The 17,699-nt window shown below is 64.5% G+C and carries 18 protein-coding genes and 1 tRNA gene; 8 read left to right on the forward strand and 11 right to left on the reverse strand.

What is annotated here, in order from left to right:
* Nucleotides 1-35 precede the first annotated feature (35 nt).
* Genes AC56PL_RS21780 through AC56PL_RS21790 form a run of 3 tightly spaced genes read left to right on the forward strand, consistent with a single transcriptional unit; the run spans nt 36 to nt 4,651 of the window.
* Entirely contained in the window at nt 36-1,280 is a 1,245-nt protein-coding gene (locus AC56PL_RS21780) for an alanine racemase (RefSeq protein ID WP_497155309.1), read from the forward strand.
* Complete coding sequence (locus AC56PL_RS21785; RefSeq protein WP_497155133.1) at nt 1,277-2,584, forward strand: D-arabinono-1,4-lactone oxidase; 1,308 nt, start codon at nt 1,277-1,279, stop codon at nt 2,582-2,584. Before AC56PL_RS21780 ends, AC56PL_RS21785 begins: the two co-directional genes overlap by 4 nt.
* A gap of 24 nt (nt 2,585-2,608) precedes the next feature.
* The gene (locus AC56PL_RS21790) at nt 2,609-4,651 is read left to right on the forward strand and encodes a neutral/alkaline ceramidase (protein WP_497155134.1); all 2,043 of its coding nucleotides are present in this window, start codon (nt 2,609-2,611) and stop codon (nt 4,649-4,651) included.
* Between the two features lie 29 nt (nt 4,652-4,680).
* Here AC56PL_RS21790 and AC56PL_RS21795 read toward each other — a convergent pair whose 3' ends face one another.
* From AC56PL_RS21795 to AC56PL_RS21815, 5 genes are all read right to left on the reverse strand, one after another.
* Entirely contained in the window at nt 4,681-5,322 is a 642-nt protein-coding gene (locus AC56PL_RS21795; protein ID WP_497155135.1) for a hypothetical protein, read from the reverse strand.
* On the reverse strand, nt 5,322-6,971 hold the full coding sequence (locus tag AC56PL_RS21800; protein WP_495518016.1) for a peptide chain release factor 3: 1,650 nt from the start codon (nt 6,969-6,971) through the stop codon (nt 5,322-5,324). The genes AC56PL_RS21795 and AC56PL_RS21800 overlap by 1 nt, the downstream gene beginning before the upstream one ends.
* Nucleotides 6,972-7,075: 104 nt before the next feature.
* A complete protein-coding gene (locus AC56PL_RS21805) occupies nt 7,076-8,092 on the reverse strand; it encodes a beta-ketoacyl-ACP synthase III (protein WP_495518015.1) in 1,017 nt (338 codons plus the stop codon).
* Between the two features lie 99 nt (nt 8,093-8,191).
* On the reverse strand, nt 8,192-8,767 hold the full coding sequence (pth, locus tag AC56PL_RS21810; protein ID WP_495518014.1) for an aminoacyl-tRNA hydrolase: 576 nt from the start codon (nt 8,765-8,767) through the stop codon (nt 8,192-8,194).
* The gene (locus AC56PL_RS21815) at nt 8,764-9,369 is read right to left on the reverse strand and encodes a TetR family transcriptional regulator (RefSeq protein ID WP_495518013.1); all 606 of its coding nucleotides are present in this window, start codon (nt 9,367-9,369) and stop codon (nt 8,764-8,766) included. Before AC56PL_RS21815 ends, pth begins: the two co-directional genes overlap by 4 nt.
* 82 nt (nt 9,370-9,451) lie before the next feature.
* On the opposite strand from AC56PL_RS21815, the gene AC56PL_RS21820 reads away from it, so the two are divergent.
* Entirely contained in the window at nt 9,452-10,453 is a 1,002-nt protein-coding gene (locus AC56PL_RS21820) for a DMT family transporter (RefSeq protein WP_497155136.1), read from the forward strand.
* A gap of 3 nt (nt 10,454-10,456) precedes the next feature.
* On the opposite strand, the gene AC56PL_RS21825 is transcribed toward AC56PL_RS21820, so the two are convergent.
* Nucleotides 10,457-11,080 (reverse strand): 50S ribosomal protein L25/general stress protein Ctc, encoded by a 624-nt coding sequence (locus AC56PL_RS21825; RefSeq protein WP_495518011.1) that lies wholly within the window; start codon nt 11,078-11,080, stop codon nt 10,457-10,459.
* A 228-nt stretch (nt 11,081-11,308) separates the two neighbouring features.
* Here AC56PL_RS21825 and AC56PL_RS21830 point away from each other — a divergent pair, with 228 nt between their 5' ends.
* Nucleotides 11,309-11,791, forward strand: a complete 483-nt coding sequence (locus tag AC56PL_RS21830; protein ID WP_497155137.1) for a limonene-1,2-epoxide hydrolase family protein — start codon at nt 11,309-11,311, stop codon at nt 11,789-11,791.
* Between the two features lie 85 nt (nt 11,792-11,876).
* Here the strand turns inward: AC56PL_RS21830 and arsC are convergent, their stop codons facing one another.
* From arsC to glmU, 3 genes are read right to left on the reverse strand one after another with little or no spacing between them, the layout of a single operon-like run.
* A complete protein-coding gene (arsC, locus tag AC56PL_RS21835; RefSeq protein WP_497155138.1) occupies nt 11,877-12,218 on the reverse strand; it encodes an arsenate reductase (glutaredoxin) in 342 nt (113 codons plus the stop codon).
* Between the two features lie 13 nt (nt 12,219-12,231).
* Complete coding sequence (locus tag AC56PL_RS21840; RefSeq protein WP_497155139.1) at nt 12,232-13,212, reverse strand: ribose-phosphate diphosphokinase; 981 nt, start codon at nt 13,210-13,212, stop codon at nt 12,232-12,234.
* The gene (gene glmU / locus AC56PL_RS21845; RefSeq protein WP_497155140.1) at nt 13,209-14,711 is read right to left on the reverse strand and encodes a bifunctional UDP-N-acetylglucosamine diphosphorylase/glucosamine-1-phosphate N-acetyltransferase GlmU; all 1,503 of its coding nucleotides are present in this window, start codon (nt 14,709-14,711) and stop codon (nt 13,209-13,211) included. The genes AC56PL_RS21840 and glmU overlap by 4 nt, the downstream gene beginning before the upstream one ends.
* 157 nt (nt 14,712-14,868) lie before the next feature.
* Here glmU and fabG point away from each other — a divergent pair, with 157 nt between their 5' ends.
* On the forward strand, nt 14,869-15,624 hold the full coding sequence (gene fabG / locus AC56PL_RS21850; protein WP_497155141.1) for a 3-oxoacyl-ACP reductase FabG: 756 nt from the start codon (nt 14,869-14,871) through the stop codon (nt 15,622-15,624).
* 147 nt (nt 15,625-15,771) lie between these two features.
* Nucleotides 15,772-15,843: transfer RNA gene (locus tag AC56PL_RS21855), tRNA-Gln, on the forward strand.
* A 19-nt stretch (nt 15,844-15,862) separates the two neighbouring features.
* Here AC56PL_RS21855 and AC56PL_RS21860 read toward each other — a convergent pair.
* Nucleotides 15,863-16,087: a hypothetical protein gene (locus AC56PL_RS21860; protein WP_495518005.1), complete on the reverse strand. Its 225-nt coding sequence runs from the start codon at nt 16,085-16,087 to the stop codon at nt 15,863-15,865.
* A gap of 119 nt (nt 16,088-16,206) precedes the next feature.
* On the opposite strand from AC56PL_RS21860, the gene AC56PL_RS21865 reads away from it, so the two are divergent.
* The gene (locus AC56PL_RS21865) at nt 16,207-16,878 is read left to right on the forward strand and encodes a TetR family transcriptional regulator (protein WP_495518004.1); all 672 of its coding nucleotides are present in this window, start codon (nt 16,207-16,209) and stop codon (nt 16,876-16,878) included.
* Between the two features lie 11 nt (nt 16,879-16,889).
* On the opposite strand, the gene AC56PL_RS21870 is transcribed toward AC56PL_RS21865, so the two are convergent.
* The gene (locus AC56PL_RS21870) at nt 16,890-17,657 is read right to left on the reverse strand and encodes a DODA-type extradiol aromatic ring-opening family dioxygenase (protein WP_495518410.1); all 768 of its coding nucleotides are present in this window, start codon (nt 17,655-17,657) and stop codon (nt 16,890-16,892) included.
* Between the last annotated feature and the right edge of the window lie 42 nt (nt 17,658-17,699).

Genomic DNA, 17,699 nt, shown 5'->3' on the forward strand with positions numbered 1-17,699 from the left:
TGGGCGTGCCTGATCTCGATCTGGCCTCGTCGACCATGCGCCCCGATTGGCCATGGGCGGCCGACCCCGAATCATATTGGGGTGCAATCGATACGGCGGTCCGAGACTACGGCGACCCGGATGGCCCGGTCGCGGTGCTGGAGCTGACGGCGCTGCGGCACAACCTGGCTGATCTGCGGTCGCGGGCCGGCGGTGTGCCGATTCGGGTGGCCTCCAAATCGCTGCGGATCAGGTCGGTCATCGAGCAGGTCCTGGCGGCGGACGGATTTTCCGGTGTGCTGGCCTACGATGTGGCAGAAGCGCATTGGCTGGCAACGGCCGGTGACGTCGGTGATGTTCTCGTCGGATATCCCAGTAGCAGTCGGCATGCGATCTCGCGCCTGGCGGCCGATCCGGTCGCCGCGGAGCGGGTCACGCTGCTGGTCGATTCGGTGGCGCAGCTCGACCTCATCGAAGCGGCCCGAACCCGATCGGGTCTGCCCGGGGCCGCCGGCCCACTGCGGATCGCCATCGACCTCGACGCCTCGTACAAAGCACCCTTGATCGGGCACGTCGGCGTTCGCAGGTCTCCGGTCCGGACCGTCACCGAGGCGGTCGACCTGGCCACCGAAGTCGTCAACCGCGCCGGGATGAGGCTTGTCGGCCTGATGTCCTATGAGGCGCAGGTGGCAGGCATCGGCGATGAGATCGCCGGAAAGCGACTGCGTAACAACCTCATCAGCGATCTTCAGCGTCGTTCGATGGAAGAGCTGATCGGCCGCCGATGCCAGGTGGTCGCAGCGGTCAGGCAGATCGCCGACCTCGAGTTCGTGAACGCCGGGGGCACAGGCTCGATCGAAGCCACCGCTGCCGATCCCTCGGTGACGGATATCGCTGCCGGTAGCGGCTTCTTCGGTGGGCATCTCTTCGACACCTATTCGCATTTCAAACCGGCACCGGCGATGGCGTTCGGTCTGGCGGTGGTCCGGATGCCCACCCGCGGCATGGTGACCTGCCTCGGCGGCGGATGGATCGCCTCGGGACCGCCGGGAAGCGATCGGCTTCCGCTGCCCACGTGGCCACCGGGACTGAGCTACCTCGGCCAGGAGGCGGCCGGTGAGGTGCAGACACCGTTACGCGGAAAAGCTGCGCATTCCTTGTCGGTAGGAGATCGGGTGTGGTTGCGGCACACGAAGTCCGGTGAACTCTGTGAACATGTGAACACCATTCTGGTGGTCGACCACGGGGTGGTCGTCGGCGAACTGCCGAGCTATCGCGGCGAAGGGAAAGCGTTTCTGTGAGCGGCCCCCGGGTCTGGCGCAATTGGGGCGGTACGGAATCGGTGATTCCCGAACAGGTTGTCCGGCCTCGCGGCCCGGAGGAGATCGCCGCGGTGATCGCGCAGGCGCGCGCGAGCGGATCGACCGTCAAACCGGTCGGGTCGGGTCACAGCTTCAGCGCGGTCGCGGTGGCACCGGGGATTCAGCTGGACATGTCGGCGATGCGTGGCCTGGTCGACGTGGACACCGATGCGATGCAGGTGTCGCTGCGGGCCGGGACAACACTGCAGCAGATCCCGGCTCTGCTTGCGCCGCACGGGTTGGCCATGCCCAATCTCGGAGATGTCGATGCCCAGACGATCTCTGGGGCCACCTCCACCGGAACGCACGGAACCGGACTGGAATTCGGCGGGATCAGCACCCAGATCGTCGGGCTGACGCTGGTGACCGGCACCGGCGACGTGCGCACGGTGGGCTCCGATGATCCCCGACTTCTTCAGGCGGCAGCACTGGGCCTCGGTGCGCTGGGGGTGATCACCGAGATCACACTGCAGTGCGTTCCGGCGTTTGCATTGCGGGCGACCGAACGGCCCGAGTCGGTGGACAAGGTCATCGACTCGTTCCTCGACAACGTCGAAACATATGACCACCACGAGTTCTTCTGGTTTCCGCACACCGGATTCGCGCTGACCAAGACCAACACCAGGGTACCGATCGACACCCCGCGGTCAGGTCCGGGAAAGCTGCGGCGTCACATCGACGACGACCTGGTCAGCAATCAACTGTTCCGGGGCATGTGTGCGCTCGGCGCCAGGTACCCGGCGGTGGTGCCGAAACTCAACTCACTGGCGGGCAACGTCCTGTCGTCGCGTACATACACCGACATCTCGACAAAGGTGTTCGTCTCAGCGCGTACCGTCCGGTTCCGGGAGATGGAATATGCGATACCGCTCGAGCGGGTTCCGCAGGCACTGTGCGAGATTCGCCGGCTGATCGACGCCCGCCGCTATCGGGTCAGCTTCCCGCTCGAGGTCCGCGCGGCAGCCGCAGACGATCTGATGCTGTCCACCGCGTCCGGGCGAAAGAGCGGCTACATTGCCGTCCACCGCTATCACGGTGACCCGCAGGACGAATACTTCGACGACGTCGAACAGATCATGGTCGCCCATGGCGGTCGGCCGCATTGGGGAAAGATGCACACGCAGAGCAGTGCATATCTCCGCTCGGTGTATCCGAGATTTGATGAGTTCCGGTCGGTACGAAGAGAACTCGACCCAGATGGAGTCTTTGTGAATCCGTATCTGGAGTCGGTACTCGACGGGTGATCAACAGCGAATAGGGGTGGATGTATGAACGGTGTTGGACCACGACTGTCGAGGCGTCAGATGCTCGGCACCATGGCCGCGGGCACGGTGGTCGCGGGGGCGAGCGGTTCGTTCGGCGCAAGTATGGCCGGAGCCGATCCGGCAGGCGGATATCTGGTCGGGGCCGGTCGCGCCGACATGACCGGTGCCGTTGCCGGGCAAGGGATGATGGGCTATTCGCAACCGGCGCAGGTCGCCGAAGGCCTGCACATGCGGTACTGGGCGCGGGCCTACATCATCGTCGACAACGCGACGGGTAACCGGATCGTTTTTGTCACCGCGGATTCGGCGTGCCTGTTCGAATCGATCCACTTCGGTGTATTGGCGAAGCTGAAGTCGCGGTTCGGTTCGCTCTACACCGAGACGAACGTCAACCTCAATGCCACACACAACCACAACTCGTGTGGCGGCACGGCGTGGGACTATGCCTACTCTCTCGCGGCTTTCGGATTCAAGAAGAACTCGTACCAGGCCGAGGTCGACGGTATCTACGATTCGATCTGCCGAGCCCACGATTCGTTGGCACCGGGGACGATCCGGCTCGGTCGCGGTGAACTCCACAACGCCAGCGCGCAGCGGTCCAGACCTGCCTTCGACCTGAACCCCGACCCCGACAAACGGGTGTTCCCGGAGGGGATCGATCCGGCGGTCACCGTGCTGCGTCTGGCCCAGGGCGGCAACGATATCGGTGTCATCACGTGGTTCTCCACCCATGGCACATCGATGGCCGATCACAACAAGTTGATCACCGTCGACAACAAGGGTTACGCCAGCCATCGGTGGGAGTCGGACGATCCTGGTGTGGTGGCAGCATTTCCCCAGACCAACGCCGGGGACATGACGCCCAACCTGAATCTGGTGCCGTTTTCGCCGTCGGGACCGACCAAGGACAATCGGGCCAACTGCGCGATCATCGGCGAACGTCAGTATCAAGCCGGACGGCAGGCGCACGCGGGCGCCTCCGGAATGACCAGGACCGGTGTTGATTCGGTGATCCAGTACGTCGACTTCTCCGATGTCGCCATCGACGGTTCGTACACACCGGACGGCAGGTCCGCCCGGACCTCGCCTGCGATGATGGGTGCCGGAGCGGTGGCCACCAGCACCGAGGACAACTACGAGCAACCGCTGCCGTTCTTCTTCGAGGGGCAGGTCAATCCGCTGGTCGCGGCAGTCGGTGGCCTCGATGCCCCGATCTCGCCGTGGATTCGGGATGTTCAGGCGCCCAAGCTGATCGCTGCACCCCTGGGGTTACTCCCGCCCGCGCCGTGGATTCCGCAGGTGATGCCGATCCAGATCATGCGCATCGGTGATCTGGTGCTGGCCGCAGCGCCCGCCGAGTTCACGATCGTCTCGGGGCTGCGAGTCCGGCAGATCGTTGCCGGTGCGCTGCGGGTCTCGATCGACAATGTTCTGCTGCAGGGCTATGCCAATGGATACAGCCAATACGTGACAACACCCGAAGAGTATGTGGCGCAACAGTATGAGGGTGGTGAAACGCAGTTCGGCCGGTGGACGTTGCCGGCATACATGCAGAGTTTCGACAAGCTGGCCGGTGCGCTTGCCGCCGGCAGGCGACTGCCGGATGGTCCGGCGCCGCTGAACAAGTCGGGATTCCAGCCAGACCTGGTACCGACGCCCCCACCGGATGTACCAATCGCAGGCCGCAGATACGGGGACGTGCTCACAGCGCCGAAGTCGGGATACCGTGCGGGTGAGACGGTCTCGGTCGAGTTTGTCGGGGCGCACCCGAACAACAACCTGCGCCGCACCGACACCTATCTGGCGGTGGAAGAGTGGGTCGACGGGCAGTGGCAACGAACACTCGACGACAACGCGTGGTCGACGGAATTACATTGGTCGCGGCCACCGGGAAGTCTGGATGCCTCGGTGATCACCATCTTGTGGAACACCGATGGGGGAACGTCGGGTCGGTACCGGATCCGGTACTACGGCGATCATCGCACCGGCGCCGGAAAGATCCACGGCTTCACGGGTACATCCACCGCGTTCGACGTAGGTGTCTGAGTCGCAACGTCTTTTCCGGGTCGGCAACTCTATGGTTCGACGGTGAACCATCCCGAGACCGCGGCGGTGGGCAGGGGGGCCGACGTCGACGGTTCGGGTTCGGGGTCATCGAGTGGGGCAAGGGGATTGCCGAACACCGCGGTGACGGTGGGACAGGAGAACGCGCCGGCGACACCCGCACTCGACAGCGCGGTGAGGTCCATGGAGCAGTTGTCACCCTGGTAGGTGGTGCCGTCGATCGCCACCGCCACCTTGGCGACGACCTTGGTCCGCTGGATGAGGTCACCGACGAGCATGTCGATGGTCACGCCGTCCGAACCGGGACCTTTGAAGAGGAACAGCAGACTGTCGATGGGGACAGCCGGATCGGCGTTGCCCCATCGGGGATAGCTGTAGCAACGGGCGCTTTGCCCCGGCACGGTCAGTGACACCGTGGCCGAGCCCGAATCGAAGGCAAAGCCCTCCAGCGTGTGATCGACAGGTCCGCTTGGCGACGTCTCCTGACACCGAGCAGGCGCCACTTCGGCGTCAGCAGGTGACGACGCGATCATCGAAGTGGTCGATGACGACGTCGCGGTGGCGTCGGAGGGTTTGGACCCGTCGCTGCAGCCGGTCAGGATCGCCGCGCCGGTGACAACGCAGGCGGCCAGGACAGAAGCCGACCGTCGCATCAGTCTGCCGCCGCCACCAACGGTTCCAGGGTGAGGTCGGCGTGCTCTTTCTCGATGTACTGCAGACGCCACTTGTCGCTGACCAGAGCGAGTAGGGCGCCGTCGCTACGGGTGAAGACCTCGAGGCCGCGCTGGCGGTTCAGTTCGTCGACGCTGGCCTCGTCGGTGCGGCGGGCCAACGTATACGGCAGTGGCTCGAAGCGTGCCTCGATACCGAACTCGGTCTTCATCCGGGCAGCGACGACCTCGAACTGCATGGGTCCGACGGCCGCGAGTACCGGAGCCGCGTCGCCGCGAATCTCGTTACGCAGCACCTGGACCACACCTTCGGAATCGAGCTGGTCGATCGCCTTGCGGAACTGCTTGTACTTGCCTGCCGACTCGGCCCGGCAGATCGAGAAGTGTTCCGGAGCAAACGACGGGATCGGCGGGTACTGCACCTTGGCGTCGGTGTACAGGGTGTCGCCGGGTGCCAGCGCCATGGCGTTGACCAATCCGACCACATCGCCCGGGTATGCGGTGTCGACCGTCGAGCGGTCGCGGCCGAACACGGCCTGGGCGTACTTGGTGGCAAAGGGTTTACCGGTCTGCGCGTGGGTGACAACCATCCCGCGTTCGAACACGCCGGACACGATTCGCATGTAGGCCAGGCGATCTCGGTGCGACGAGTCCATGCCGGCCTGCACCTTGAAGACAACGGCGCTGAACGGATCGGTGACCTCGCGGACGGTGCCGTCGATCGCGGCCCGGCCCTCGGGTGGGGGAGCGAGCTCGACCAAGGTCTGAAGTAGCTGCCGCACACCGAAGTTGAGCATCGCGGAGGAAAAGATCATCGGTGAGGTCTGTCCGGCCAGGAACAGTTCCTGGTCGTGGTCCTGACCCATCGCGGTGAGCAGTTCGCTCTCCTCGACGGCGGCGGTCCAATCGTCGCCCTCTTTGGCCAACGCGGCGTCGGCATCCAGATGCTCCTCGGGGGCGATGGTGGCGCCGCCTGCGGTCCGGGTGAAACGGATGTACTCGCCGGTGCGCCGGTCGAGCAGGCCACGGAAATCTCCGGCGATACCCACCGGGAAATACAGCGGTGTGGGAGTCAGGCCGATGCGCTCGGTGATCTCGTCGATGAGTTCGAGTGGCGTCTGGCCCGGACGGTCCCACTTGTTGATGATCGTGATGATGGGGATGCCACGGTGGCGACAGACCTGGAACAGTTTGAGGGTCTGCGGCTCGAGGCCCTTGGCGGCGTCGATCAACATGACCGCGGCGTCGACGGCGGTCAGTACGCGGTAGGTGTCCTCGGAGAAGTCGGCGTGACCGGGGGTGTCGACCAGGTTGATGACGTTGACCTCGTCGACGTCGGCACCTTCGAGGCGATAGTTGAACTGCAATGCAGTCGAACTGACCGAGATGCCGCGCTGTTTTTCCATCTCCATCCAGTCGGAGACCGTGGAACGGCGGCCGGCCTTGCCGTGGACAGCACCGGCCTCGCTGATCATCCGGGCATGCAGCGCCAACGCCTCGGTCATCGTCGACTTACCGGCGTCGGGGTGGGAGATGATGGCGAAAGTGCGGCGACGCGCCACCTCGCGGGCCACTGCGGCCCGACTGGGTGCAGAACCGGTACCGGACGACGTGCTGACTTCAGAACTCACGAGGAAAGGCTACAGACCTCGCCCTATGCAGGACCAATCGCCACATCCGGCAAACCCCTCGTCGACCGTGCTGAAACGCGCCGCGGTCGACGAGGCGTTCGCGGTTATTCGAAGGGGACGGGCGGGAGTTTGACCACCTGGGCGGCGTAGCTCAGGCCGGCGCCGTAACCGAGGAGCAGTGCGGTGTCGCCGGGCTTGGCCTTGCCGGTGGACAGCAGATCTTCCATCGCCAGCGGGATCGAGGCTGCCGAGGTGTTGCCGGTGTGCTCGATGTCGTTGGCGACCACAGCGCCCTCGCGCAGCTTGAGGCCGCGGGCGAGCAGGTCGTTGATCCGGGAGTTGGCCTGGTGCGGGACGAACACGTCGAGATCCTGCGCGTCGATCTTGGCGGCCTCGAGGGCGCGCTGGGCGACCTTGCCCATTTCGAACGCGGCCCAGCGGAAGACGCTGGTGCCCTCCATGCGCAGGTACGGACGCTGCACGCGGTCGCCTTCGAGGAAGGTCAGCCAGTCGATGTCCTGACGGATGGCGTCGTACTGCGAACCGTCGCTACCCCAGATCACCGGGCCGACGCCCTGTTCTTTGGTGGCACCGAGGACAACGGCACCGGCGCCATCGCCGAAGATGAAGCAGTTGCCGCGGTCGGTCATGTCGAGAGCGACCGAGAGTTGCTCCGAGCCGATGACGAGAACGCTCGTGGCACTACCGGCACGGATCATGTCGGCGCCGATGCCCATGGCGTACCCGAAGCCGGCACAGCCGACGGTCACGTCGAAGGCCGGGACGCCGTTGGCGCCCAGAGCGGTGGCGACGGCAGTGGCCGCGCCCGGGGTCAGCAGCAGGTGGGTGTTGGTCGCAACGATCACGGCGTCGATGTCGGACCCGCTGAGCAGTGCGTTGGCGATGGCCTTGCGACCGGAGTCGATGGCCATCGTGGTCGCGGATTCGCCGGGAGCGCAGAAACGTCGGGTCTTGATGCCGGTGCGGGTGTAGATCCACTCATCGCTGGAATCGATGTGTTCGCAGATCTCCTCGTTGGTGACCACACGATCAGGTCGATAGGCGCCGATACCGAGAATCCCGACGTTGTTGATTCCGGTCTGGTCAGCGATGACTGGCATACGTTTCCTTCTTTTCGTTGCGGGCCCGATCTGTGTCTCGGCCGGCGCATGCTGCTTGTAACAGGCTAGATCAGGTTCATGTCGATGATCGAGGCCGCCTCACCACGCGTGGACGCGGTTCTGTGCGTCTTCCAGGCTGTACTCAATCAGCAACTCGATCGCGTCGGCGGCATTTTCCAGCAGGAGGGGCACTTCGGCGCGTTCTGTGGTGGAGAACGGTTTGAGAACAAAGTCGGCGGGATCCTGCCGGCCCGGTGGGCGACCGACGCCCAGACGTACCCGCAGGTAATCTTTGGTTCCCAGGACCTGCGAGATCGATCGCAAGCCGTTGTGGCCACCCTCGCCACCGCCACGTTTGAGGCGGACCGCACCGAAGTCGATGTCGAGTTCGTCGTGCACCACGATCAGTGATTGTGGTGGGGCCGAATAGAAGGCTGCCAGCGGTCCGACCTGACGCCCGGATTCGTTCATGAAGCAGGTGGGTTTGGCCAGCACCACTTGTTGCCCGGCCAGCCGGCCCACAGCCACGGCGGCACCGGACTTCTTGTGGACCTTGAACTTCTCGCCGAGCTTGCCTGCCAGATGGTCGATGGCCATGGCGCCCACATTGTGGCGCGTCTTCTCATAGCGGCTGCCGGGATTGCCCAGACCGACAATCACGATGGGATCTGTCACCGGCTCATTCTGTCATCCGGTGTCAGAAGGACCTCGGCGGTCCGGCGTGCGAGCTCGCAGGCATCGCTCTGGGCCCCGGCGGTGCGAGAGACGATGCTGCCCTCATGGAGCAGTGTCAGTTGGCCGGCGAGGACGGCTGGCTCGGCGTATCCGCCTGCAGTGCAGGTGTATTCGAACAGATCGCGCACCCACGTCTTCTCCTCGACGATCACCGCGACGCCGGGATGTTCGGTGCCGCCGAGTTCCGCGTAGGCGTTGATGAAACCGCAGCCGCGGACCCAGGTGCCCATCCACTGGTCGGTGGCGTCGAACACCGCGAGCGCCTGGTCGCGACCGGGAGACTGTTCGGCGATGACATCGAGCACCAGGGACCGCCAGTGCAGGCTCCGGCGACGCAGGTACGCGACGATCAGCCCGTCCTTGGACCCGAACCGGTCGTAGATCGTCTTCTTGGTGGTGCCGGCGGCCTCCGCGATCGATTCGACCCCCACCGCGTGGATTCCGCGGCTGTAGAACAGGGTCCCGGCGGCGGTCAGGATCCGGTCGGCGGCCGGTGTCATCGGCGCCTCGGTCGGCAGTTGCAGTGCGGCAAGGGTGGTCATCGGGTTCCTCCGAACCGAGCGGGACGAGATGTGGCTCACATATCCACTGCAAGTATACCGACCGGTGTGTTTACCTGCCCGCATGGTCAAAGCATCCATCCTGCTCGTGCTCATGTGGAGTTCTGGATATCTCGGCGCTGAACTCGGTGCCAGGTACTCGTCGTGGCATATGTTGCTCGCCTGCCGTTTCGTACTCGCCGCGGTGCTGCTGATCGGGTTCTGCGTCGTTCGGGACTTACGGAGACGAAGCGGAGCGGAGCTCGACCCGTGGCGGGTGACTCGAAGGGGAGTGGCCCGGCAGGTGGCGCTGGGTGTGGTGATGCAGGGGATGTATCTCAGCGCGATCGGTGCTGCCGTCCAGGCCGGGCTCAGCGCCGGGATCACCGCCCTGATCTGTTCGCTGCAACCTCTGGTGGTCGCGGGCTGTGCCTTCCCGGTTCTCGGGGTGCGGATCGGGCGGCGGGATTGGTTCGGTCTTGTGGTCGGCATCGTCGGCGTCGGTCTGGTTGTCGGCGGAAAGCTGAACACCGGCGGAGCGCCGTGGTGGGCATTCCTGCTCTGTGTTCTCGGGATGTTGGCGCTGACCGGTGGCACGCTGGTGCAACGAGTGTTGAACGCGCCTGAGCCGATGGCGGTGGCACTGGCCGTTCAGTGCACGGTTGGCGCGGTTTTGTTCTGGTCGGTGAATGTGGTTGTGGGCGACGTGATTCCGCCGGTCACCATAGAGTTCGCCGGGTCGGTGGTCTGGGTTGTCGCATTGTCGACGTTCGGCGGTTGGGGCGCCTACCTGTGGGTCACCCGCGAGGCCGGCCCGGTGCTCTCGAGCACCCTGCTGTTGCTGGTTCCGCCCGCGACGATGTTGATCGCCTGGCCGATGTTCGGTGATGCGCTCGGGCAATGGGAGATCGTCGGAGTGGTGGTCAGCGTGGTCGGGGTGGCGATCAAACTGCTCGGCACATCGGGCAAGAAGGCATCAGGCCAGAAGCGGGCAGGAGAAAAAACTCCGGCCCGCAACACCGAAGTGTGCGGGCCGGAGAAGTTGCAGAGCGCGCCGGAGCTGTCGCAGACCGGGCGGCGGGAGTGATCCCTACTCGGCGGCGGGAGCTACCTCGGCGGCTGCTTCAGCGGCATCCTCGGCGTCCGTCGTGGTGTCGGCGGTCTGTGCCTCGTTGACGGCAACGATCAGCGTCTCGGGATCGGAGACCAGGGTGACACCCTCGGGCAGCTCGATGTCGGCGGCGGTGATGGTGCTGCCGGCGCCCAGGCCCTCGACCGAGATGACGAGGTGCTCGGGGATCGACAGTGCGTCGGCCTCGATCTCGATGCTGCTGGCGTCGTTGGTGACGAGGCTGCCGGGGATGGCGTCGCCCTCGACGAGGATCGCGACCTCGACGGTGACCTTCTCGCCCTTGCGGATGACGACGAAGTCGGTGTGCTCGATGTAGTTACGGATCGGGTGAACGTCGACCTGCTTGGGCAGAGCCAGCTGCAGCTCGCCCTCGATGTCGAGTTCGATGATGGCGTTGAGGCCGTTGTTACGCAGGATGGCTGCGAAGTCGCGGGCCGGGACGGTCAGGTGCTTGGGGTCGGTGCCGTGGCCGTACAGGACGGCGGGGACGTTACCGGCGCGACGTGCGCGGCGAGCGGCGCCCTTGCCCTTTTCGGTGCGAAGGGTGACGGCGAGCTTGCTGGCGGTATTGGCGGTTGCCATGAGATGACTCCTCGATCGGGTGCTGGATTCGGGCCCGACAAGAAATCGATGACAGCCACAGTGCACCCTGGAGGGAGAACCACGCCGCGCCGATTACGGTGACCATGGATCACCCTCGCCGAGACAACGGCGCAAACTATACCGGTAGCTCCCCCCAAATCCCACTTCGCCTCATCTACCTGCGGTTTCCCCGGCGCTCTCACGGCTGTTGGCGTAGTCTCGGGCGGCATGACGGGGAACACAGAATCAGAGATCACGCAGGCGGGGAGCGTTCCGGTGGCAACCACACCGTCGGACACGGCCCGGAGGTTTCTCGACGCGCTTGCGCTGGGCGACCACGTGTCGGCGTTGGCGCTGGTCGATCCGGAGATCGAGTACGCGAATGTCGGCTACAGCTTCATGCGCGGCAAGAAGCGACTGGCCAGACTTTTTCAGGTGATGCACAAAACGCGCATGGGATTCAGCGTCAAGTGGGTCAACATCACGGCCAACGGATCGGTTGTGATCACCGAGCGGGTCGACGAAATCGCGTTCGGCAGACTACGGATGCAGTTCTGGGTCTGTGGCCGATTCGAGGTCGAGAACGGCCTGATCACGGTCTGGCGTGACTACTTCGACCTGGTCGACTTCATCAAGGGGTCGGTGCGCGGACTGGTGGCGATCGCGTTTCCGCGGATCCAGAAGCCGCTGCCGAAGCCGACGGAAACCTAGGCTGCACAGACAAAAGCACACCGTCCGGTCAAAGGCACACGTTGCAACGTGTGCCTTTGACCGGACGGTGTGCTTTTTGTTGCGACTAGAGGATCTCGTCGACGGATTCGACCGGACGGGTCAGCCGGGTGCCCTTGTCGGTCACCACGAACGGCCGCTCGATCAGGATCGGATTGGCGGCCATCGCATCGAGAAGCTGATCGTCGGTGGCCCCGGCGAGGTCGAGTTCCTTGTACAGCGACTCGCGCTTGCGCACCGCTGCGGAGACCTCGATACCGGCGTCGGAGATCATCTTCTCGAGTTCGGCCCGCGTCGGCGGCTCCTCGAGGTACTTCACGATGGTTGGTTCAACCCCGGCATCACGCAAGTGCTGCAACGTCTTTCGTGACGTCGAACATTTGGGATTGTGATAGATCGTAGCCGCCATCGCGTCTGTACTCCTATGCGCTTCCGTTGAAAAGACTTGTCACCGATCCGTTTTCGAAGACCTCGCGGATTGTACGGCCGAGCAGCGGTGCGATGGAGAGCACGGTGAGGTTGTCGAACCGCTTCTCCGGTCCGATCGGGAGGGTATCGGTGGCGATGACCTCGCGGGCGCCACAGTTGGCCAGCCGCTCGGCTGCCGGATCTGAGAAGACGCCATGGGTGGTGGCGATGACTACGTCGCCCGCACCGGCATCCCGCAGGACCTGCACCGCGCCTGCGATGGTGCCGCCGGTGTCGATCATGTCGTCGATCAGCACGCAGGTGCGGCCGGCGACGTCACCGACAACCCGGTTCGACTTCACCTGGTTCGGCACCAGCGGATCGCGGGTCTTGTGGATGAACGCCAACGGTGCGCCGTCAAATGAGTCGGCCCACTTCTCTGCAACACGCACGCGGCCGGAGTCCGGCGAGACGATGGTGATGTTGGCGGTGCCGTACTTGCCCTTGACGTACTCGGACAGCTGGCCCTGGGCGTGCATATGGTCGACGGGTCCGTCGAAGAAGCCCTGGATCTGATCGGTGTGCAGGTCGACGGTGATGATGCGGTCGGCGCCTGCGGTCTTGAGGAGGTCGGCCACCAGGCGGGCGGAGATGGGCTCGCGTCCGCGGTGCTTCTTGTCCTGGCGGGCGTAGGGGTAGAACGGCAGGATCGCCGTGATGCGCTTGGCCGAGCCGCGCTTGAGCGCGTCGATCATGATCAGCTGTTCCATCAGGTGCTGGTTCAGCGGGAACGGGCAGCTCTGCAGGACGAATGCGTCGGAGCCACGCACCGACTCCTCGAAGCGCACGAAGATCTCACCGTTGGCGAAGTCGCGGGCGGTTTGGGGGGTCACCTCGATGTCGAGCTCTTTTGCGACCGCTTCGGCCAGCTCGGGATGTGCACGACCAGAGAACAGCATGAGGTTCTTCTGATTGTGGGTGGTGGTCCAGGTCACAGCGGGTCACTTTCTTGTTGCACGTTCTCGGTGTCGGAGAGTGCATCGGCAGCAGCTTGTGCCGATGGCGTTCCAGGCCGCTTGGCCTGCACCCAACCGTCGATATTTCTCTGTTTCCCACCAGAGACCGCGAGGGCTCCGGGGGGCACATCCTGCGTCAAGACGGTACCTGCTCCGGTGTAGACGCCATCACCGACATTGAGGGGTGCAACAAACATGGTGTCCGAACCGGTTCGGCAATGTGCCCCAATTGTGGTATGGCTCTTGTTCACGCCGTCGTAGTTCACGAAAACGCTCGAGGCGCCGATGTTGGTGCCCTCGCCGATGGTGGCGTCGCCGACGTACGTCAGATGCGGCACCTTGGCGCCCTTGCCGATGTTCGCGTTCTTCGTTTCGACGAACGTCCCGATCTTGCCCGCCTCACCGAGAACTGAGCCCGGACGCAAGTACGCGAAAGGCCCGACCTGCGTGTTTGCGCCGATGATTGATTCCGATCCGTGGGTCCGGATGATCGATGCGCCTGCGCCGACGGTGACGTCGGACAGGGTGGTGTCGGGGCCGATCTCGGCGCCGGTGGCAACACTGGTCCGCCCCAACAGCTGGGTCCCGGGCGCGATGGTGACGTCGGGGCCGATCGTGACGTCGACATCAACCCAGGTGGTGGCCGGATCGATGATCGTGACACCGCCGAGCATGTGGCCCGCCAGGATTCGCCGGTTCAGCTCGGCTCCAAGGGTGGCCAACTGCAGTCGGTCGTTGCAGCCGGCAACGAGGGAGGCGTCGTCGATGTGCTTGGCGCGCACCACTTCTGAATGCCGGTTGGCGATCTCTATGACGTCGGTCAGGTACAGCTCGTGCTGCGCGTTGTCGGGGGACAGTTCTGCCAGTGCGCTCCGCAATGTGGTGGCGTCGAAGGCGTAGACGCCGGAGTTGACCTCGGTGATGCGGCGCTGCTCCGGCGTCGCGTCCTTCTGCTCGACGATCGCCGTGACGGCTCCGTCCTGGGTACGCAGAACGCGCCCATATCCGGTCGGATCGGGCGCGGTTGACGTGAGAACTGTCACTGACGCGGCGGGGGCGCTGGTGTGGTCTGCGATGAGATCACTCAGCGTCGGGCCGTCGAGAAGTGGGACGTCGGCGGCGGTGACGAGAACGGTGCCGTCGAAGTCGTCGGGCAGTGCCGCCAGCCCGGCCCGGACGGCGTCGCCGGTGCCGTTCTGCTGCTCCTGAACCGCGGTGTGGACGTCGCGGCCGAGGGTGGCGGCGATGTCATCGCAGGCGCTGCTGACCTTCTCGCGATCGTGACCGACCACGACAACCAGGTGATCAGGCGCGATGCCGGCTGCGGCGTGCAGAGCATGGGACAGCAGCGAGCGCCCACCGATCGCGTGTAGGACCTTCGGGGTGGCCGACTTCATGCGGGTGCCTGCGCCCGCGGCGAGGATCAGGACGGCGGTTGGCCCGGGGGCCGAGCGCGCGGATTCAGGTGCCACGGACATAGGACTCCCTTGGCGGTTGGAGGCGGGGAACGGCCCGATCCTACGCACCTTTCGGGGGCACTTGATACAACTGGTGGACCATCGGCAGGCCGCTCGGACCGTTGTTGACCGGTCACCTGGCGATCGTCATCCGTAGTTCTTCGACAAGGGAGTTGTTGTGAGCGAGCAGAGAACAGCGATCGTCACCGGCGCGGCACGTGGGATCGGGGCGGCGGTTGCGAAACGCCTGTCGGCGGACGGATATGCCGTGGCGGTCCTGGATCTCGACGAGACGAGTTGCGGCGACACCGTCAAGGCGATCACCGACGCAGGCGGCAAAGCGATCGCCGTCGGCGCCAATGTCGCCGACGAGGCTGCCGTCGCCGCGGCCGTCGAGAAGGTGGCCGCCGAGTTGGGCGCCCCGACCATCCTCGTCAACAACGCCGGTATCACCCGCGACAACATGTTGTTCAAAATGTCGGTCGACGACTGGGATTCGGTCATGAACGTCCACCTGCGTGGTGCGTTCCTGATGTCGCGGGCTGTGCAGCAGCACATGGTCGCGGCCAAGTTCGGCCGGATCGTCAACCTGTCGAGTGTGTCGGCGCTCGGTAACCGTGGTCAGGCGAACTACTCCGCGGCCAAGGCCGGGATGCAGGGATTCACCAAGACCCTTTCGATCGAGCTCGGCAAGTTCGGTGTGACGGCCAACGCCATCGGACCGGGTTTCATCGAGACCGAGATGACCGCCGCGACCGCCGAACGCGTCGGTGTTCCATTCGAGGATTACAAGGCCGCAGCGGCATCCCAGATCCCGGTTGCCCGGGTCGGCCAACCCGAGGACATCGCACACACCGTGTCATTCCTGGCCAGCGAGGGTGCCGGATTTGTCACCGGCCAGGTCATCTACGTCGCAGGCGGTCCCCGCGACTGATCGACCGCCAGACGCTCCACCTCTACGAAGACGCTCCACAAATATGTGGAGCGTCTTCGTAAACCCGGAGCGTCTGCGAGGTGGTTGTCGGGCACCGCGAGCCGGTTGTGGGTTCCGGTGAGTCTCATGGCACAATCGTGAGCGCAATCCGCCATGGTGTAATCGGCAACACTCCTGATTTTGGTTCAGGTATTCCAGGTTCGAGTCCTGGTGGCGGAGCAACGTATTGACCGGGTGACTACCGCGCGCGGAACAGTGGGTAGGCCTCGATCGAGGCGATCGTTCCGGTTGGTCCCACCGCCCAGTGTTCGAGTTTCCAGCCCTCGGACTCGATTGCTGTGATCAGCTCGGCCCACTTCTTCGCGTTCCCGCCGAGTTCTGGCGTGAAGATCACTTCGTTGTTGTGCCGTGCTTCGCGTGCAGCGGTACGAATCTTGTCGTTCTTGTTCTGCCCAAATGCCATCGCACGAATCTATCCGTCCGGTCGGCGAGGCAGGCCCGACCGCGCCGGGATCTAACTGATTTGAAACGGGTCCGCATATAGTTGGACTCGATGTCCATTTTTGTGAGGGGAAGGCGACGATGACAGTCGATCGCCCGACCACCAAGGCAGATCAGGTCCAACGGGTACCGCGAGCGCGGATGACCGGTCCACAGCGGCGTCATCAGCTGATTGAGGTCGCCAGGGGACTGTTCGCCGAACGGGGCTTCGAGGCAACCGCTGTCGAGGAGATCGCACAGCGCGCAGGTGTCTCCAAACCTGTTGTGTATGAACACTTCGGTGGCAAAGAGGGTCTGTATGCGGTGATCGTCGACCGCGAGATGGAAACCCTGCTCGAGATGATCACGTCGTCGCTCAGCAAAAACCGGTCGCGGTACCGCGTGCAACAGGTGGCGCTGGCGTTGCTGACCTATATGGAAGACCGCACCGACGGCTTTCAAATCTTGATGCGCGGTTCGTCGACGGCAGGCGACTCCGGCAAGTATTCGAGTCTGCTGAACGACGCCATCAGCCAGGTCGAGCACATTCTCGGTGAGGATTTCGAACGAGGTGGCCGTGATCCGGCGCTGGCGCCCCTGTATGCGCAGGCGCTGGTCGGGATGGTCACGTCCACTGCTCAGTGGTGGCTCGGTGTGCGGGAGCCCTCCAAGGAAGTCGTTGCCGCGCATCTGGTCAATCTGTGCTGGAACGGCCTGGTCAATCTGGAGGCCGAGCCACACCTGGTCACACCGAACGACCCGCCCTCGACGTGACCGTTGTCGCCTCAGGCCAGCTGTAGGCTCCGCTTGCTCAGGCCCATCCAGAAACCGTCGACCACCTGATCGCCTTTCTGTTCCGGGTTGTCACTGGCACCGAGCGCAACAAACAGCGGTGACCAGTGCTCGACCGTCGGATGCGCATACGGCATACCGGGTGCCAGCTCGCGGAATCGAACCAGTGACTCCACATCGCCGGCGGCAAAACGTTCGCCGGCCCAGGCGTCGAACTCTTTGGACCACGTCGGCGCGATGGCCTCGGGTCGCATGTCGCGCAGGAACGGCAGACCGTGGGTGGTGAAACCGGAACCGATGATCAGCACGCCCTCATCGCGCAGCGGCTTGAGCCGCCGTCCGAGGTCGAGGAGCTGTTGCGGATCGAGGGTCGGCAGGGAGATCTGTAAGACCGGGATCTGTGCTTCCGGGTACATCACGGTCAGCGGGACATAGGCACCGTGATCGAGACGTCGACCCCGATCGTGGCGTACGGCCTGCTTGTCGGGCATCAACGCCTCGATTCGGGCGGCGAGGTCGACGGCACCCGGGGCGTCGTAGCGCACGCGGTAGTAATGCTCGGGGAAGCCGCCGAAGTCGTAGGTCAGCGGCACAGTGGAATCGGTGGCGCCGATGGTCAGTGGCGCCGACTCCCAGTGGGCGGACACCATCAAGATCGCGGTGGGCGTGGGCAGGTCCGCCGACCACTGCTCGAGCTCCCCGACCCAGCGGGCATCGTCCACCAGTGGGGGAGCGCCATGGCTCAGAAACAGGGAAGGCATGCGGGTCACGGACATGATACTACCAACCGGACCTCGGTCCGT

It is taken from the genome of Williamsia sp. Y721, from assembly GCF_059683565.1.

What these genes read in the sequence shown, in the direction of transcription:
- AC56PL_RS21865 (WP_495518004.1), top strand. Translation starts at nt 16,207, where the DNA reads ATGACAGTCGATCGCCCGACCACCAAGGCAGATCAGGTCCAACGGGTA.
- AC56PL_RS21820 (WP_497155136.1), top strand. Translation starts at nt 9,452, where the DNA reads ATGGTCAAAGCATCCATCCTGCTCGTGCTCATGTGGAGTTCTGGATAT.
- AC56PL_RS21790 (WP_497155134.1), top strand. Translation starts at nt 2,609, where the DNA reads ATGAACGGTGTTGGACCACGACTGTCGAGGCGTCAGATGCTCGGCACC.
- AC56PL_RS21795 (WP_497155135.1), bottom strand. Translation starts at nt 5,322, where the DNA reads ATGCGACGGTCGGCTTCTGTCCTGGCCGCCTGCGTTGTCACCGGCGCG.
- AC56PL_RS21825 (WP_495518011.1), bottom strand. Translation starts at nt 11,080, where the DNA reads ATGGCAACCGCCAATACCGCCAGCAAGCTCGCCGTCACCCTTCGCACC.
- AC56PL_RS21870 (WP_495518410.1), bottom strand. Translation starts at nt 17,657, where the DNA reads ATGCCTTCCCTGTTTCTGAGCCATGGCGCTCCCCCACTGGTGGACGAT.
- AC56PL_RS21815 (WP_495518013.1), bottom strand. Translation starts at nt 9,369, where the DNA reads ATGACCACCCTTGCCGCACTGCAACTGCCGACCGAGGCGCCGATGACA.
- AC56PL_RS21830 (WP_497155137.1), top strand. Translation starts at nt 11,309, where the DNA reads ATGACGGGGAACACAGAATCAGAGATCACGCAGGCGGGGAGCGTTCCG.
- glmU (WP_497155140.1), bottom strand. Translation starts at nt 14,711, where the DNA reads ATGTCCGTGGCACCTGAATCCGCGCGCTCGGCCCCCGGGCCAACCGCC.
- AC56PL_RS21860 (WP_495518005.1), bottom strand. Translation starts at nt 16,087, where the DNA reads ATGGCATTTGGGCAGAACAAGAACGACAAGATTCGTACCGCTGCACGC.
- AC56PL_RS21805 (WP_495518015.1), bottom strand. Translation starts at nt 8,092, where the DNA reads ATGCCAGTCATCGCTGACCAGACCGGAATCAACAACGTCGGGATTCTC.
- AC56PL_RS21780 (WP_497155309.1), top strand. Translation starts at nt 36, where the DNA reads ATGCGCCCCGATTGGCCATGGGCGGCCGACCCCGAATCATATTGGGGT.
- arsC (WP_497155138.1), bottom strand. Translation starts at nt 12,218, where the DNA reads ATGGCGGCTACGATCTATCACAATCCCAAATGTTCGACGTCACGAAAG.